This is a genomic window from Nonomuraea sp. NPDC047529 (assembly GCF_040642995.1).
Taxonomy (GTDB): domain Bacteria; phylum Actinomycetota; class Actinomycetes; order Streptosporangiales; family Streptosporangiaceae; genus Nonomuraea.
Window position 1 is genome coordinate 236,980 of the sequence record NZ_JBEYTJ010000011.1, and the last position, 12,899, is coordinate 249,878.

At 65.4% G+C, this 12,899-nt stretch carries 18 protein-coding genes; 3 read left to right on the top strand and 15 right to left on the bottom strand.

What is annotated here, in order from left to right; genetic code table 11:
- Position 1: 1 nt before the first annotated feature.
- The gene (locus ABZ815_RS20285) at positions 2-1,315 is read right to left on the bottom strand and encodes an HNH endonuclease (RefSeq protein WP_357700091.1); all 1,314 of its coding nucleotides are present in this window, start codon (positions 1,313-1,315) and stop codon (positions 2-4) included.
- A 117-nt stretch (positions 1,316-1,432) separates the two neighbouring features.
- Positions 1,433-1,858 carry a hypothetical protein gene (locus tag ABZ815_RS20290; protein WP_357699945.1) on the bottom strand — a complete coding sequence of 142 codons (426 nt, stop codon included), beginning with the start codon at positions 1,856-1,858 and terminating at the stop codon, positions 1,433-1,435.
- Between the two features lie 139 nt (positions 1,859-1,997).
- On the opposite strand from ABZ815_RS20290, the gene ABZ815_RS20295 reads away from it, so the two are divergent.
- A complete protein-coding gene (locus tag ABZ815_RS20295) occupies positions 1,998-2,531 on the top strand; it encodes a hypothetical protein (RefSeq protein ID WP_357699947.1) in 534 nt (177 codons plus the stop codon).
- On the opposite strand, the gene ABZ815_RS20300 is transcribed toward ABZ815_RS20295, so the two are convergent.
- Positions 2,518-3,615 carry a GNAT family N-acetyltransferase gene (locus ABZ815_RS20300; RefSeq protein WP_357699949.1) on the bottom strand — a complete coding sequence of 366 codons (1,098 nt, stop codon included), beginning with the start codon at positions 3,613-3,615 and terminating at the stop codon, positions 2,518-2,520. The genes ABZ815_RS20295 and ABZ815_RS20300 overlap by 14 nt on opposite strands.
- A 78-nt stretch (positions 3,616-3,693) precedes the next feature.
- Here ABZ815_RS20300 and ABZ815_RS20305 point away from each other — a divergent pair, with 78 nt between their 5' ends.
- Positions 3,694-4,665, top strand: coding sequence for a hypothetical protein (locus ABZ815_RS20305; protein ID WP_357699951.1), 972 nt, complete (start codon positions 3,694-3,696; stop codon positions 4,663-4,665).
- On the opposite strand, the gene ABZ815_RS20310 is transcribed toward ABZ815_RS20305, so the two are convergent.
- From ABZ815_RS20310 to ABZ815_RS20340, 7 genes are all read right to left on the bottom strand, one after another.
- Positions 4,666-5,277, bottom strand: coding sequence for a hypothetical protein (locus ABZ815_RS20310; RefSeq protein WP_357699953.1), 612 nt, complete (start codon positions 5,275-5,277; stop codon positions 4,666-4,668). It abuts the gene before it with no gap.
- Positions 5,277-6,305: a hypothetical protein gene (locus tag ABZ815_RS20315; protein ID WP_357699955.1), complete on the bottom strand. Its 1,029-nt coding sequence runs from the start codon at positions 6,303-6,305 to the stop codon at positions 5,277-5,279. Before ABZ815_RS20315 ends, ABZ815_RS20310 begins: the two co-directional genes overlap by 1 nt.
- Positions 6,306-6,332: 27 nt before the next feature.
- A complete protein-coding gene (locus ABZ815_RS20320; protein ID WP_357699957.1) occupies positions 6,333-6,488 on the bottom strand; it encodes a hypothetical protein in 156 nt (51 codons plus the stop codon).
- A gap of 778 nt (positions 6,489-7,266) precedes the next feature.
- Positions 7,267-7,437, bottom strand: a complete 171-nt coding sequence (locus ABZ815_RS20325; protein ID WP_357699959.1) for a hypothetical protein — start codon at positions 7,435-7,437, stop codon at positions 7,267-7,269.
- 384 nt (positions 7,438-7,821) lie between these two features.
- On the bottom strand, positions 7,822-8,355 hold the full coding sequence (locus ABZ815_RS20330) for a hypothetical protein (protein WP_357699961.1): 534 nt from the start codon (positions 8,353-8,355) through the stop codon (positions 7,822-7,824).
- 224 nt (positions 8,356-8,579) lie between these two features.
- Entirely contained in the window at positions 8,580-9,077 is a 498-nt protein-coding gene (locus ABZ815_RS20335; RefSeq protein ID WP_357699963.1) for a hypothetical protein, read from the bottom strand.
- A gap of 531 nt (positions 9,078-9,608) precedes the next feature.
- Positions 9,609-9,839 carry a helix-turn-helix domain-containing protein gene (locus ABZ815_RS20340; RefSeq protein ID WP_357699965.1) on the bottom strand — a complete coding sequence of 77 codons (231 nt, stop codon included), beginning with the start codon at positions 9,837-9,839 and terminating at the stop codon, positions 9,609-9,611.
- Positions 9,840-10,077: 238 nt separating this feature from the next.
- Between ABZ815_RS20340 and ABZ815_RS20345 the strand changes: the two genes are divergently transcribed.
- Positions 10,078-10,395, top strand: a complete 318-nt coding sequence (locus ABZ815_RS20345) for a hypothetical protein (RefSeq protein WP_357699966.1) — start codon at positions 10,078-10,080, stop codon at positions 10,393-10,395.
- A 119-nt stretch (positions 10,396-10,514) separates the two neighbouring features.
- Here the strand turns inward: ABZ815_RS20345 and ABZ815_RS20350 are convergent, their stop codons facing one another.
- The 5 genes from ABZ815_RS20350 to ABZ815_RS20370 form a co-directional block, all read right to left on the bottom strand.
- On the bottom strand, positions 10,515-10,859 hold the full coding sequence (locus tag ABZ815_RS20350; RefSeq protein ID WP_357699968.1) for a hypothetical protein: 345 nt from the start codon (positions 10,857-10,859) through the stop codon (positions 10,515-10,517).
- A 53-nt stretch (positions 10,860-10,912) separates the two neighbouring features.
- On the bottom strand, positions 10,913-11,251 hold the full coding sequence (locus ABZ815_RS20355; RefSeq protein ID WP_357699970.1) for a hypothetical protein: 339 nt from the start codon (positions 11,249-11,251) through the stop codon (positions 10,913-10,915).
- Positions 11,252-11,310: 59 nt separating this feature from the next.
- Positions 11,311-11,715 (bottom strand): hypothetical protein, encoded by a 405-nt coding sequence (locus ABZ815_RS20360; protein WP_357699972.1) that lies wholly within the window; start codon positions 11,713-11,715, stop codon positions 11,311-11,313.
- Positions 11,716-11,776: 61 nt separating this feature from the next.
- Positions 11,777-12,334 (bottom strand): hypothetical protein, encoded by a 558-nt coding sequence (locus ABZ815_RS20365; RefSeq protein WP_357699974.1) that lies wholly within the window; start codon positions 12,332-12,334, stop codon positions 11,777-11,779.
- Positions 12,335-12,388: 54 nt separating this feature from the next.
- Positions 12,389-12,655, bottom strand: a complete 267-nt coding sequence (locus ABZ815_RS20370) for a hypothetical protein (RefSeq protein ID WP_357699976.1) — start codon at positions 12,653-12,655, stop codon at positions 12,389-12,391.
- Positions 12,656-12,899 lie beyond the last annotated feature (244 nt).

Genomic DNA, 12,899 nt, shown 5'->3' on the forward strand with positions numbered 1-12,899 from the left:
CTCACAGCATGAGCATCTCCAACACTGATCGCGTCCGCTTTATCGAGTTGCAGGACTTGCAGATGGGCGCGAGGTTATCCCAACGGTCAGAGCCGCCTCGAAAAACTGGGACGATGTGGTCAATCGCCGTGCTTGGGTGTCCACAGAAGACGCACGAGTCATTCCGGATCAATTCGCGGTACTCAGCGGCTTCCACATAGTCACCCTCAGTCATATCGAGGTTATTGATACGCAGTCGCTGCCGTCGTAGCGCCGCCCATGCCGTGGGGCCGGTGATCTCGCACTCGTCGCAGTAGTCGTAGCTGCCGGTCTTTCCGAGTGGACGGAGGAAGCACTCGCCACAACTCAGGCACTGCCGCTCTGCGGTTGCTGCCCCGTCACGTTTGAGTCGCTTGTAATGCCCTATGCAGTATCCCAGCCCGAAATGCGGCTTACTGCATTCTGCTACTTCGCACTCTATGCGGGGCTCTCGGTGGCCAGGCATGAATCCGAAAGGGTCACCCGTGCGCACGTAACGCTGATAGTGCATGCCACAATAGCCGCCCGCATGGTAAGGCTGCCCGCATTCTTGAAGTGCGCATCCATCACCCTTGCCCGAACTGCGTGGCGGAGCGTACAAGTCATGGCCTTTGCGGTCCCGCTTGTAATGCATGATGCACAGGCCGTCCGCCAGGTAGGTGCGGTCGCACCCGGTGATCGAGCAGGTCTTGGCGGCCTTCCACACCTGCTGGACATGCATATGGCACATGTGCCCGAGTGATCCGGGGCGCGGGTTTGCCGCTCGCGCGGGTCGATCACATTCAGGGACGGAGCAGGGCCGCTTGACCGCCTCGCCGTGCTTGGGGGTATCGAGTCGGCTCCCTTGGCGGAGTCGCTGAGCATGCATGTGACACATGCCGCCCGCTGGCGTACGCGGCTTGATCGCCTTGGCCGCTTGAGTGCATCCCACGACAGCACAGATCGGACGCTCCGGCTTGGGTGGGTCAAGGAGCGGCCGTCCACTGCGCTGACGCTCGTAATGCATGGAGCAGAGCCCTGCCGTCTTAACTCCCTTGTCGCAGCCGTCAATCGCGCATGGGGTCACGGACTGACCTTGCTTCCATGAGTTGTAATGGCTGGGACACATCGCCGTCCCAGCGTTGGCCGGATTCGCGGCGATCGCGTGGCGCTTGCAGCCTTCGATGGTGCACTGCGGGTTTTTTGAGCGGAGCCACTCCTGGTAATGGGGCACGCAACGGGCACGTTCGGGGGTGCGGGGGTTCGCAGCGGATGCCGGCCGACTACATTTGGGCACGGTACAGGTAGGTTGATTCATGTCGGCCTGCTCTCTCAGGTCGTCCACGCCCCCGGAGTGTTGTTGCCCTTGCGGGGGCACTTTGCCCTTAGTTTACCTAGGATGATCTTTGGCGACTCGCCGATATGAGCGAATAGATCAGATCGGTCGAGTATCTCCGTTTCCCACTTCGATGGCATCGAGAACCTCTACCTCGACCCCGACGCGGGTTGCGGCCTGGCGTCGCTGAATTTCGGCAAAGAGATTGCCGAGCAGGCTGACGACGTCGCTGTTCTCGGCGCCGTTGCGGTTGAGGAGGTCGAGGCCGAGCAAGCTGCTGCGGCGGGCGATCAGCCGTTCGACGGCCTCAACGGCCTTGACGTCGCCGCCGCACGCGGAGGTCCACAGGGCGGCCATCATCCGGTCGAGCCGGTCGATCTCAATCTGCAGCAGCTGCTCGCTGGACTCCTGCTGGGCGCGGGAAGCCAGTTGGAGAGCGCGCGTGACATCTTTCGAGGCGGCGGCCTGGCTGCTGTAGCCGAGCTTGTCGGCGATCGTCTTGTACTGGACACCGGCCAGCCTCATTTGGACGGCCTTGGTGCGCCGTTCAGCGATTGCGACCGCACGGGCCTTAGTAGGACGGGCCATGAGGGGAACCCCCGAATATGTGAATTGTGACCACGGACACAATCCGTGGTCGCGATCAATGGGTTAATCTGCGGAAATGCAGCACGTCAAAATGATCACCATTCAGCAACCGTGGGCCGCCCTCGTCGTGTACGGATACGTGGACGAGAATGGAAATCGGCAGTTTAAGGACGTCGAGAATCGGCCATGGACGACCGCCTATCAGGGGAAACTGCTGATCCACGCCGCGCGAAAAATCGACCCGGTCGGCATGCAAAGGGTGGACGCCCTCGGGCTGGACGTCGTAGGGACGTTGCACCGCGGCGTGATGCTCGGGTCGGTCGTGCTGGGCGAGATCGTGCGCGACAGCGACAGCCCGTGGGCCCGGCCGTTCCGTCAGCACTGGCAGATTTCCGAACCGAGCCCGGCCGTGCGCCTGCTAGAGGTGCGGGGTCAGCAGGGGCGGCTGTTCGATCCGCCGGCCGATTGGCAGCGGGGATTCTCCGAGACCGATGCGTCCCGGGCTGCGTTGTCGCGGGTCAGGGACGTGAGCCCGGGTGACCTCGGATCGCCCTTCCGGCTCCGGGTAGATCCGGCGGCGGCCCTGATGGCCGCGCTCAACGTGACGTGAGCTGGGCGGCGGGGGGCACGTACTCGAAAGAGATCACTCCGAGTCTGCGCGGGTCCAGGGACTGTTCATGCATCCAGGCGTGCGTGCTGGCGGTGCCCAGCTTGCGGTCCTGGCGCTGCATGCGCCAGCGCGGGCTCCGGGCCCGGTAAGCGTTGAGCGCCGGGTGGGAGGAGACGGCGCGCATCCGGTAGCCGCGCTCATACAGATATTGGCCCATCCATTCCGTCATCCGGCCGCCGAGCGACAATCCCTGGTAATCGGGTAGCACCACCGTGCGATGCGCCATCTTCAAATTGCGAGTGCGCGGGTGCTGGAAATGCCGGTAGCTGGTGAACGCGGCCAATTCGCCGTCCACGTATCCGGCGAAGCATTGTGCGGCCGGGTGCAGGTCAGCGGTCAGATAGTGATGGCGGCTAAACACTCGCCAGAGGGAGCGGTCCGCATGGTGGATGGCGAGCCGGAGCGCGGGCCGGGATTGAACCGACCTCCACGTGAACGAGCTCGCGGCCACGTCGTAGGTCCAGTCCGGCTGCAGCCAGTCCTCGACGTCGTAGTGGCAGGTGACGGCCACGAGCTGGCGCTCACGGCGGCGGACCGCCTTCTGCACAGCGTGCGACGCGATACGCGCTACCTGCCGGTCCACCACGCTGGTGAACTCGTCCACGACGACCAGGCCCTCATGGTCGGCCAGCGCCCGCGCGAGCCCGGCCCGGAACGCCTCCCCGTTGCTGAGAGTGGAATAAGGCCTGAGCCAGGCCGGCGGCGAGTTCAAGCCGACCGCGCCGAGCAGTCCGACGACGTCTTTGATCGACATGCCGTGCGGGAAGTCGTCCACAAGCGCCCGGTCACTCCAGTCCTGGGTGCCGACGAGGGCGTCCGGCCAGAGCTGGCGGGCGATCGTGGACTTGCCCGCGCCGGACGGGCCGACGAGCAGGCCCACGTTCCACGGCTTCTGCTCGATGGGCAGATCGACGGACCAGGAGTTGGTCAGCTTCTCCTCGATGGCGACATCGAACATGCCCTGAAGCTGCAAAACCCGAGCGGAGGGTGTGACCGGCGAGGACAAGGTGATGTTGGCACGCACCGCGCACTGCCTTTTCGTGGAGTTGGGTCGCGGAAATGATGCTGCAGATCTGGCGGGCGCAGCTCTAGTCTCGATCACGTGACAAGCCTCGACCGCGACCAGCTCGTAGCCTCGGCACAGGACTTTGCTCGGCGCGCCCTCACCGCCTACATCGACGACGACTCGCGGGTGATCCTGATCAACGCCGCGTTCTCGCTTGAGCACCTCTGCAAGGCGTACCTGTGCGACAAGCATCCTGCGCTGCTGATGGAGATCCGCAACGGGCAGTTCGACTCGTTGCTGCACCTAACCGGCCTAGGAGCGAGTGCCCGCAAGCTGAAGGAACCTCGGACGATCAGCGCGAGGGAGGCCCTCCAGCGAGTGGAGCAGCTGATGGCGGTGCGAACGCCCCGGGTCCTGCTGGAACAGCTCATCGACGTGCGAGACGGCATCGTGCACGCGGGATATCTGAGCCCGGCCAATACCCGAGCGAACTTGACCGCCTTCCTCCGGTTCTCCAACGAGCTCTACGACGAGATGAAGGTTGTGGAAGCGTCTCGTTGGAGCGAGCATGCGGAGCTGGCCGAGTCTCTGATCAGAGACTCGCTCACTGAGATCGATCACGAGGTCCAGCGCAAGATCGCAGCAGCCAAGCAGCGCCTGGTCCAGGTGATGAGCATGGTTCCTGTGGACCAGCAGAGTGCACTCGACGCCGCACGCCAAGCGCTCATGCCCACGTCATATACCTTTTTCAAGCCGAACTACAAATTCATCGACTACCCGATCGCACAGCTCTCAGCGCGCTGCCCCGCGTGCGACCACTCAGAAGCGGCCCTCTGGGGACGCATGGAATGGGGCTTCGAGAGTCTGCAAAGCATCTCCCCGATTCCCCTTTCGTCAGAAGGGCTCGACGAGAAGAGTCACTTCCTCCCAGAGGCGTTCTTCTGTGCGTCCTGCGAACTTCGGTTTGATTCCCCAGATGAACTGGAGGCCGTGGGGTTCTCCACCATAGAGATCATCACGCCTGATTGGGAAAGGGTCTGGGACGTTCAGGGACCGACGGCAGGCTGATCACATGAGAGCGCGGACCTGCCACCCTTCGTCGGCCAGGCGCTCCAGGAGGCGGGTCTGCTCTTCCTCGTTGTCGCAGGTGACGATGATGCCCCACACCTCGGGGCGGATGTCCTCGTCGGCGTCGCCCGGCTCGGGTAGTTCTTCCTCGGGCCGATGGTCGTCGGCCGCGGCCATCCGGGTGAGGTCGTCGGCGGTGTAGCCGGTGGCCGCGAGGAGGTCCGGGTCGGCGTCGCGGACGTCGGCCAGGACCTCGGCGAGCATCCGCTCTTCCCAGCCGCCCTTCTCGGTGGTGCGGTTGTTCGCGATCAGGTAGGCCTCGGCGTCCGCGTCGCTGCGGCTCGACCAGCCGCGCACGATCGGCGGCAGCCACGTTCCGTCGTCGTCGACCAGGACGCCCTCGGGCGGGGACTCCCCTGCGGCGGCCATCTCTTCGAGGACCTGGAGGCGGCCGTGGCCGACAACGAGCCGGCCGGTCCGCTCGTCCAGCTCGCCGGCGATGACGCAGCCGAACTCCTCGATCGAGCGGCGGATGGCCGGGAGGTCGTGCTCCTTGGGGTTGCGGACTGCGCGCGGGATCGCGTGCAGGCGCATGTGCTCGATGCGGCGCATCAGTCCTCCGTGTTCTGCGCGCGGTAGCCGTACTGGGCTCGCTCGTCGCTGAGCTGGCGGGCGATGAGCGCGCACGCGAGCACGTCCCACGACCGGGTTTCGACGGCTTCGTCGGGGACGTGCACGGAGGAGCCGGTGATCCGGTTACGGCCGTTCGTCTTGGTGGGGATGCCGCCGTTCGGGGTCTCCCAGCCCACGCTCCACGCCCACTTGGCCCGCTTGAGCCTGGGGCGGCCGAGGCGTTGTCGCTGGAGGGTGAGCTGCATCTGATGGGAGTCGCCTTCGGGCATCTTGATCCAGCCGAGCACCGGCCCCTCAACTGTCTCGTAGCTGTACCGCTTCGGACCGAACAGTGCCTGGATCAGGTCGAGGCTGATGGAGCCGTGCATCCACCATGGGTCGTCCCGTGACCAGTGGTTCTCGCGTGCCCACAACTTCCAGCGGATCGCCCACTCGCCGATCGACACGTTGATGACGCGGGACTCGTAGCCCTCGGGGACGAGGCGGCGCTGTAGCCACGTGCCGAACGCTTCGGTGTGGAGGTAGAGCGCGCCGAGCGGCCACACCCGCAGGTGCCCGGATACGGGGTGCTCGGCCCCGGCCGCGCCGATGGTGAGCTGGGCGGAGAAGACGCCGAACGTCTTGCCGAGGACGAGCTCGCCGCCGAGGGTGCCGGTCGGGCGTTTCGGCCACGGGCCGGGCCCCCACGTTGTGGAGCCGAGAGCCTGCATGGCCTGGGTGAACTCAGGCGTGTGCACCTTGCCGTTGTAGGGCTGGCCGACGTCGAAGTGCTTCACAGACAGGTTGCCTTGCGGGTCAGGGCGGACACCGCACCGGTCACACACCACCCACCGGGCCGCGTCGGTGCCGGGCGGCGTCGGCCCGTACCCGTCGACCACAGGTTTGTGACCATGGAGCCGGCACCAGAGCATGAGGCGCGGCACCTGGTGCGCCCAGAACCCGCGGTGGACGAGCATGCCGCGCTGGCGGCCGTCGCGCTTGAGGTAGTCGGTCGAGTGCCACCACATGATCAGTTCTCCGAGGGGTGAGAGGTGTCAGGCGTGGGGCGGCCAGTGCCAGGTGCCGGGCTGGTCGCCCTCGATCCGGCTGGTGACCCAGTAGGTGTCGTTGCCGTCCAGGTGGACCTGGAGGTTGGCGTGGGCGGTGCCGGACGTGCGCACGACCATGGCGGGGAAGACGTCGCCGACCATGACGCGGGAGCCGACGTGCGCGACGTGGCCGGCCCGGCCAGCCTGTCCGGGGAGCGCGGGCGTGCGGCCCCGCTGGGAACGCCTCGTAGTCGTCGCGGCGCCGGTTGATGGCGTCGGCGTCTTCGTCGCTGAGCTGGTTGTGGACGATGCGGCCGAGGGTCGGCACGGCGCTCATGCGGAGGGCTCCTGTGCTGGTCGAGGGCATGCGAAAGGCCCTGGACCAGGGAGGATCCAGGGTCTAGCTCACGATCTTGAATCTGAGAGGTGATCGTTCCGGGGGGTACCCGGGACATCGGCACGGGCGTGGTCGGGCGGGAGGAGCGCTCTCAGCGCTTCCGTTGAACCGTGCAGACGGGAGGAAATCCGACGTACCTACACGAATTCCAGATTGATCAAGAGAGTACACGCGGTTGTCAAGTCGTGGCAAGCGGCACCTTCAGAAGGCGTCCAGCCGTGGACCCAAACATGCCTACGTTGCCGACACAGACACTCCTAGGAAGCACTGCACAGACAACAACGATAGATGCGATAACCGTAGAGTAAGCGATGTTGATGGTCTACAAGATGATGGGCTGGCGGCACTCTAAGATGCGTCGATAAATAGCCTGTAGCATGTTGCGTAAGAAGAAGTGCGCGGCACCTTACGCTCTTGCTAGGATACGAGACATCCAGCGAGTATCTTCGCTAGAAGATGAGAGGGAACTCCGACGAAGACGTGCAATCATCGAAACGGAGTCCCCTCCCGCCCGTAGCCCAGCAAGCTTTCCAGCTAGCTGGGCTAACGGAGCAACATGGCTAAGCCCACCAGGATCTGCACGATCTGCAGAATGGTTAACACCTTCTGTAGCAGATCCCCGCTGTTGCGGCTCAGTTCTTCCATGGCCACCTCCTCTCCGCGCTCGGCGCCGACGTCAATCGCCGAGCCGTCACCGGAGAAGAATGGCAGCATCCATGCTAACGGAATCCAGCGTCCTAGGTGCTCAATCTTGGCGTTCCGTCGATGCCGCAATTATTCCAGTTGAACTGAGACTCACTTGACATGTCCATAGATCAACTCGGTCGCCCACTCGATGAGCCAGCCCGTTCGAAGATCGCCGCCAGCTTCTCCGTGTCTCCATCTAAGCGGTACAGCCGAGATCGCAACAGTGTTCAAAAGGGGTTCACTTCCCAGGAGCCTGCGCCACCGGAATACCTGCCGTGGGCTTGTCAGCTCACACGTCTATGATCCACAGCACCCGCCACGTGGATGACCAACCGTCCACTCGGCGACATTCTTCGCGTCTTAGCCCGCGGCGTGGAACTGGCGGGTCTGGTCATGCCAGGTCAGCGAAGTTCAGTATCGGGACCCCAGCACTTTGTCGGCCACGGAGCTATCGACCTCAACCCAACCGCTCCAAACGATCTCGCTATTGGCTAGCTCCGCGCCTACTCGAACACGAGTTTGCGGCGAATGCGGTTGGTTGGGTTTGTGCTTCTCGTGCCAGCCGGTATGCCACTCTGCTTTGTGAATGCCGTCGAAAGTATAACCGAGTTCGGGCCCAAGCACACCGATCTCATACGAGGGCTTCCCCTCGATCTCGCCGTGAAATCGAGTGAGTTGGATCTTCCCCATGCGATGGTTTGCGACGGTGATGACGACATCTGTACGACGCACGATGTCGTCCGGACCGATGGGGGGAAGATCATTAGCGAAGGCTTCGACGCTGATGGTCATCTCGTAGCCGCCGCGATCGTATGCTTCCCTGGCAATGATCATGCTTCGGCGTGCGATGAACACAGCGCCAACAGCAATAATGATCGAAGCCGCCGTGAAGCCACGGGCAAGTACGTCGGCTTCGGCGGCTGCAACGAGCGGGGGTAATTCCATAGCTACATCATGCCTGCTCGCGTCACTTTGTGCTCTGTCGCCTCATCTGGACTTACAGGCTTCGTTAACCGCGCCCGTTACTCGATCGCGGGGGCGACGAGATCAGACGGGTCGTCATCTAGCAGCCTGTAGGCCGTCAGATGGACCTCCGCGGTCGTGCACTCAGGGATCGTCCGGGATTCGCCTGAGACTGTTACAAGCGATTGTCGTGAGTTAGACGAAGATCAGCGACGCTTCGTAGCATCAGGTTTCGTTCGTACCTTGGAGTTCCGCAAGTCGTACCGCTCAATGTCAGCGATGAGACTCCTCCAATGGGCGTGGGCCACGCGCTGCTCTTCGTCGATGGCCATCCGCAGCGCCTCTTCGCTAGCTGACCGGACCACTGGCCTCTCCCCCGACCGATCCACTACGACATCCGGCGCCACGTTCGGGGCCAACTTCGACAAGTGCCACCCCAGCTGTGCAGCCCTCTGCACCAATTCATCCACCTCGGCGGCCCCAAGCGATGCGCCATCAGCATCGACCTGCGCCAACTCCGCCTCAACGCTCTCCCGCGCCTGCTCCACCTCGGCCAGGTCCACCGCCACGCCGGCGGCCTCCAGATGCTTCACCCGACCAATCGCCGCAGCCAGCGGACGACGCAACGCCCACACGGCGACCACCACAGCCACAGGCCAGGCGAGAGATCCAACGAGAGACGCCACCAGCTCGAAACCCGACATGACAGAGAATCGCAGGTCAGCAGCAGACTGTTACCGGTCGAAGCTCCGACCGGTAACCTGCTGAGCTGCTGCAGAGCGGTCAGTCGCCGCCGTCGCCCCCATCGCCCCCGAAGCCTTCACCGCCCCGGCTCCCGCTGTATCCGGCGCCCCCCTCGGCCTGGCGGGACTTCCTCACAAGGTTGTCGATCTCCCGCGCGCGCTTCCGTTGGACCCGCCTCGCGTACCTGTTGGCGCTGCGGGTGCTGCCGACCGAGCTACCGCCGGAGCCACTGCCTGAGCCACTGCCTGAGCCGTTCATCGCCCAGATGACCAGACCGATCAACACCAGTACCGCTAGAACTTCCACGGTCCACCTCCTCCAGCCACCAAGTCGGCGGCCTTGCACTGAGCTGGTATCCGCATCATCACACAGGCGTGCCTAATGCAGGGTTAGATCACGCTCCACGGGGCCAATCGCCGCAGGTTCACTGCGGGGCGCGCAAGCCTCGCAGCTGCTGGTGAAGACCCCGCTGACGTGCCCCCCTCGCGCGATCAAGTATCTAGCTCCTGGCCCAGCCGCCCCAGCTCGTCTGCAGTCGCATGCCGCTCCACATCATCCCGGCGCCGGAACTCCTCCACGTCCGCTCGCGCGACCCGCCACTCACCGTCATCCACCCGCGCAGGGATCAGGCCCTCCTCCAATAGCTTCACCAGGAATGCCGGCGACACGTTCAACACGTCCGCCGCCTGCTGCACCGACAAATCGCCGCGCACATCCGCCACCACAACACCCCCTCCCCCGCAGCGTCCCCCAAGAGACGAGACAAACGCAACCAACCTGACCGCAGTCGCTCGGAAGCGGCGGCAGCCGAACCCCCGACTGCCCCGCCCGCCATCCGAACGTGGCAGACTAGATAGCACAGCACCACACACCAAGGGCCAACGCCGTCCCTTCCAGAACCTGGAAGGGACCAGCATGCCCTCCGCTGTTCAGGCCACCCGCGAAACCATCGACCAGCTCATGCTGCTCATCATCGCCATCGGCGGCCTCATCGCACTCACCCTCGTCATCACCCACCTGACGATCGGCACCTACCGCGCCCTCTTCCCCACCGGCCGCGCACCTCGATTGCACCGCCGCGCCCGCACTTCCCGCTCCACCACCAACAACCGATCCAGACGCACCACCCGCCGGCCCGACGCATCAAACCGCGTCGTCACCCGCCCGGCCGCATCCGGCACGAACCACCCCTCCCCCACCCACCGCCGAACCGACCCCACCGACACCCCACACCGCGCAGCCGCGCCCACAAGATCCACCCACACACCACCAGCATGAGCCAAAAAGCCGACACCAACTCCAGGCGCACGCGCGGCCGGCTGGCGGGGGGTGGGGGGCTCGCCGACACGCGAAAGCCGCGCGGCCTATGGCCGCGCGGCTTCACCTGTCGGCGCGTGCTAGATGTCGTGGCGCGAAATGCGCCTTCTGGCCTCGTACAACGCCAGGTTCGCGCGGCGCGCTTCCAATCTCGCGAGCATGCCCACAAGCGCAGCCTCGTGCGCGGTCTCGCCTTCCTGGTCCTCGTACTCATGAACAAACGCCTCGTACGCCAGGAGCGCGGCGACGGTCACGTCACGCGCGGCACTGTCCGCGATGTTGAGCGCCTTGCGTACAAGGGGAGTGATCTCCCCGAAGGCAACAAGGTTGGGCATGTTCACGATGTCCGTGGGCAGCCCGTCATAGCGGAGGATCGCGGCGAGCGCTTCGCGCGCTTCGTTGGTCGGGTCATTCGGGGTGTGCATGGTGCTCCGTTCGGTAGGTGCCGCGCGGCGGGGTAGGCCGCGCGGCGCGGGGGTTAGGCCGTTGCGGTGGTGGTGGTCCAGGTGGCGCGGTCGTTCACGTCAGCGAGCGCGTCGGCCAGCGTGTGAAGGTCGCGCATGCTGGCGCTGTTGTCCCACAGGTGGACGAACTCGCCCCACAGGCTGATGGCGGTGACGGCGGCGATACGGGCGGTGCCGTCGGTGAGCCGGAACGCGGCGTTGGCCGCCGTTTGCTCGCCGGTGCGGACGATGCTGATCTGCCCGGCGTACTGTCGGGCGCGCACGGTCGGCGGGGTGATGCCTACGGCGGCCAGCGTGCCGAGGTAGGCGGCAATCGCGCGTTCGGCGACCGCCCGGATAGTGAGTGTGCTCATGGTGCTCCGTTCGGGGAGGGTGCCCGCTGGCGGGGAAGTGCCAGCGGGCAGGGGCGGGGCTAGGGGCGGTGGTGTTGGCCGCGCGGGGCGGCAGCCTGGGGGAGACCCTGACGCATGGCGGTTTCGACGACCGCCACGGCGGTTGCGCCTTCGATCATGTGCGCGTGATCGGTAAGGGCAGTCAGGTACACGCGGAGGACATCAGGGCGTGCCTGATCGCACCGTCCGGACTCGTAGAGCACTTCGGCGAAGACGGCCCACGCGCTCACGGCGAGCGTGCGCGCCATTCCGTCGGGCATGGCGAGCATGGCCGAGCTGATGCGCTGGCGGGCTCGGCCGTCCAGCTCTATGGCCTCGGCGAGTACGCGTACGGCCAGTGGTTCGATGCGTGCGCTGTGAAGTATGCGGTTGAGGGTGGCTGCAGCGTCGGCCACCTGCTGCAAGACGCCATCGGGTGGTGGCATGGTGATCTCCGTTCGGGTAGGGGCCGCGCCCCCGTGGGTAGGCGGGGGCGCGACCGTACGGCTACTTGCCAGCGTTTCCGCTAGCCGACTTGGTGGGTGTCTTGTGGGCGGGCTTGGGGTCGCTGGGCGCGGTCCTGGCGGCGCTCAGCTCCTCCGTGAGCCGGGTGATCTCCTCCTGCTGGGCGGTGTTGATCCTCTCCAGGCGGGCGACCTGGGCGCGGAGGTTCATGACCTCTTCGGCGCGGGCGATCTCCGCGCGCATCTCCTTCAGCTTGTCCCCGGTCGGGGCGGGGGCGGCGGCCAGCGGGTCATCGGCCTTGAGCCCGCCGAGAGCGAGCATGCCGATCGTGGATCGGAACACCTTCGGCTTGTTGCCGTCGCGGCGGTCGATGACGTCCGCCTCCATGTCCTCGGGGCAGGCGATCATGTCGTCGGTGTAGTCCACCTGTCCCCTGCCCAGGGTGAAGGTGCCCGCGATGACGTGCGATGCGATGACGGGCAGTCCCGCCCGGCGAACGTCGCGGTCCCAGGTGCCGCCGCTGCCCTTCTGGCGCTGGTCGGCGTCGATCGTGGCGAGGATCTTGTCCAGGATCGCGGTCGGGCTGAGCTTGAATTCCATGATCATTCTTCCTGTGATGGCGGGCCGCCCGCCCGTTGCGGGCGGCCCTGTTGGTTACTCGGATTCGGGTTGATCAATAACGGTCGTGTCGTCGCTGGTCTGCGACGACTTGACAGGGGCGGGCTTGACGGTGGGGGCTTCCGGCTGGCGCTGCTTGCGGGCCTTCCGGTTGCGCCGAACGCCGTAGATCAGCGCGCCGATGATGACCAGGGCGAGCGCTCCCGCGCCGCCCCCTCCCACAGCCATGCCCGTGGGCATGCCGGTGGCGGCCGTGTTCTGCGCTGCTAGCTGGCTCGCTAGCGCATTAAACGCGGATGCCATGCCCGGCTCATCTCCAGCGACCGACGGCATTTGTACTGGCGGTTCGGCAGGCTTGCGGCGCGTGCTGGACGCGCCTACGGGCACGGTCGGGGTGGGTAGCGCTGCCGCCGACGGGGTCGGCGGTGCGGTGACCGTGGCCGTGGGCGCGACCGTGAGCGTGACCGTAGGCGCTGCCGATGCGCTCGCCGTGACCGTGGCCGTAGCCGTAGCCGTGGCCGTCGTCGTGACGGTGGCCGTAGCCGTG

What these genes read in the sequence shown, in the direction of transcription:
- ABZ815_RS20290 (WP_357699945.1), bottom strand. Translation starts at nt 1,858, where the DNA reads ATGAGGCTGGCCGGTGTCCAGTACAAGACGATCGCCGACAAGCTCGGC.
- ABZ815_RS20365 (WP_357699974.1), bottom strand. Translation starts at nt 12,334, where the DNA reads ATGGAATTCAAGCTCAGCCCGACCGCGATCCTGGACAAGATCCTCGCC.
- ABZ815_RS20295 (WP_357699947.1), top strand. Translation starts at nt 1,998, where the DNA reads ATGCAGCACGTCAAAATGATCACCATTCAGCAACCGTGGGCCGCCCTC.
- ABZ815_RS20320 (WP_357699957.1), bottom strand. Translation starts at nt 6,488, where the DNA reads ATGGTCGGCGACGTCTTCCCCGCCATGGTCGTGCGCACGTCCGGCACC.
- ABZ815_RS20345 (WP_357699966.1), top strand. Translation starts at nt 10,078, where the DNA reads ATGCTGCTCATCATCGCCATCGGCGGCCTCATCGCACTCACCCTCGTC.
- ABZ815_RS20370 (WP_357699976.1), bottom strand. Translation starts at nt 12,655, where the DNA reads ATGGCATCCGCGTTTAATGCGCTAGCGAGCCAGCTAGCAGCGCAGAAC.
- ABZ815_RS20325 (WP_357699959.1), bottom strand. Translation starts at nt 7,437, where the DNA reads ATGCTGCCATTCTTCTCCGGTGACGGCTCGGCGATTGACGTCGGCGCC.
- ABZ815_RS20350 (WP_357699968.1), bottom strand. Translation starts at nt 10,859, where the DNA reads ATGCACACCCCGAATGACCCGACCAACGAAGCGCGCGAAGCGCTCGCC.
- ABZ815_RS20285 (WP_357700091.1), bottom strand. Translation starts at nt 1,315, where the DNA reads ATGAATCAACCTACCTGTACCGTGCCCAAATGTAGTCGGCCGGCATCC.
- ABZ815_RS20315 (WP_357699955.1), bottom strand. Translation starts at nt 6,305, where the DNA reads ATGTGGTGGCACTCGACCGACTACCTCAAGCGCGACGGCCGCCAGCGC.
- ABZ815_RS20310 (WP_357699953.1), bottom strand. Translation starts at nt 5,277, where the DNA reads ATGCGCCGCATCGAGCACATGCGCCTGCACGCGATCCCGCGCGCAGTC.
- ABZ815_RS20330 (WP_357699961.1), bottom strand. Translation starts at nt 8,355, where the DNA reads ATGGAATTACCCCCGCTCGTTGCAGCCGCCGAAGCCGACGTACTTGCC.
- ABZ815_RS20360 (WP_357699972.1), bottom strand. Translation starts at nt 11,715, where the DNA reads ATGCCACCACCCGATGGCGTCTTGCAGCAGGTGGCCGACGCTGCAGCC.
- ABZ815_RS20335 (WP_357699963.1), bottom strand. Translation starts at nt 9,077, where the DNA reads ATGTCGGGTTTCGAGCTGGTGGCGTCTCTCGTTGGATCTCTCGCCTGG.
- ABZ815_RS20355 (WP_357699970.1), bottom strand. Translation starts at nt 11,251, where the DNA reads ATGAGCACACTCACTATCCGGGCGGTCGCCGAACGCGCGATTGCCGCC.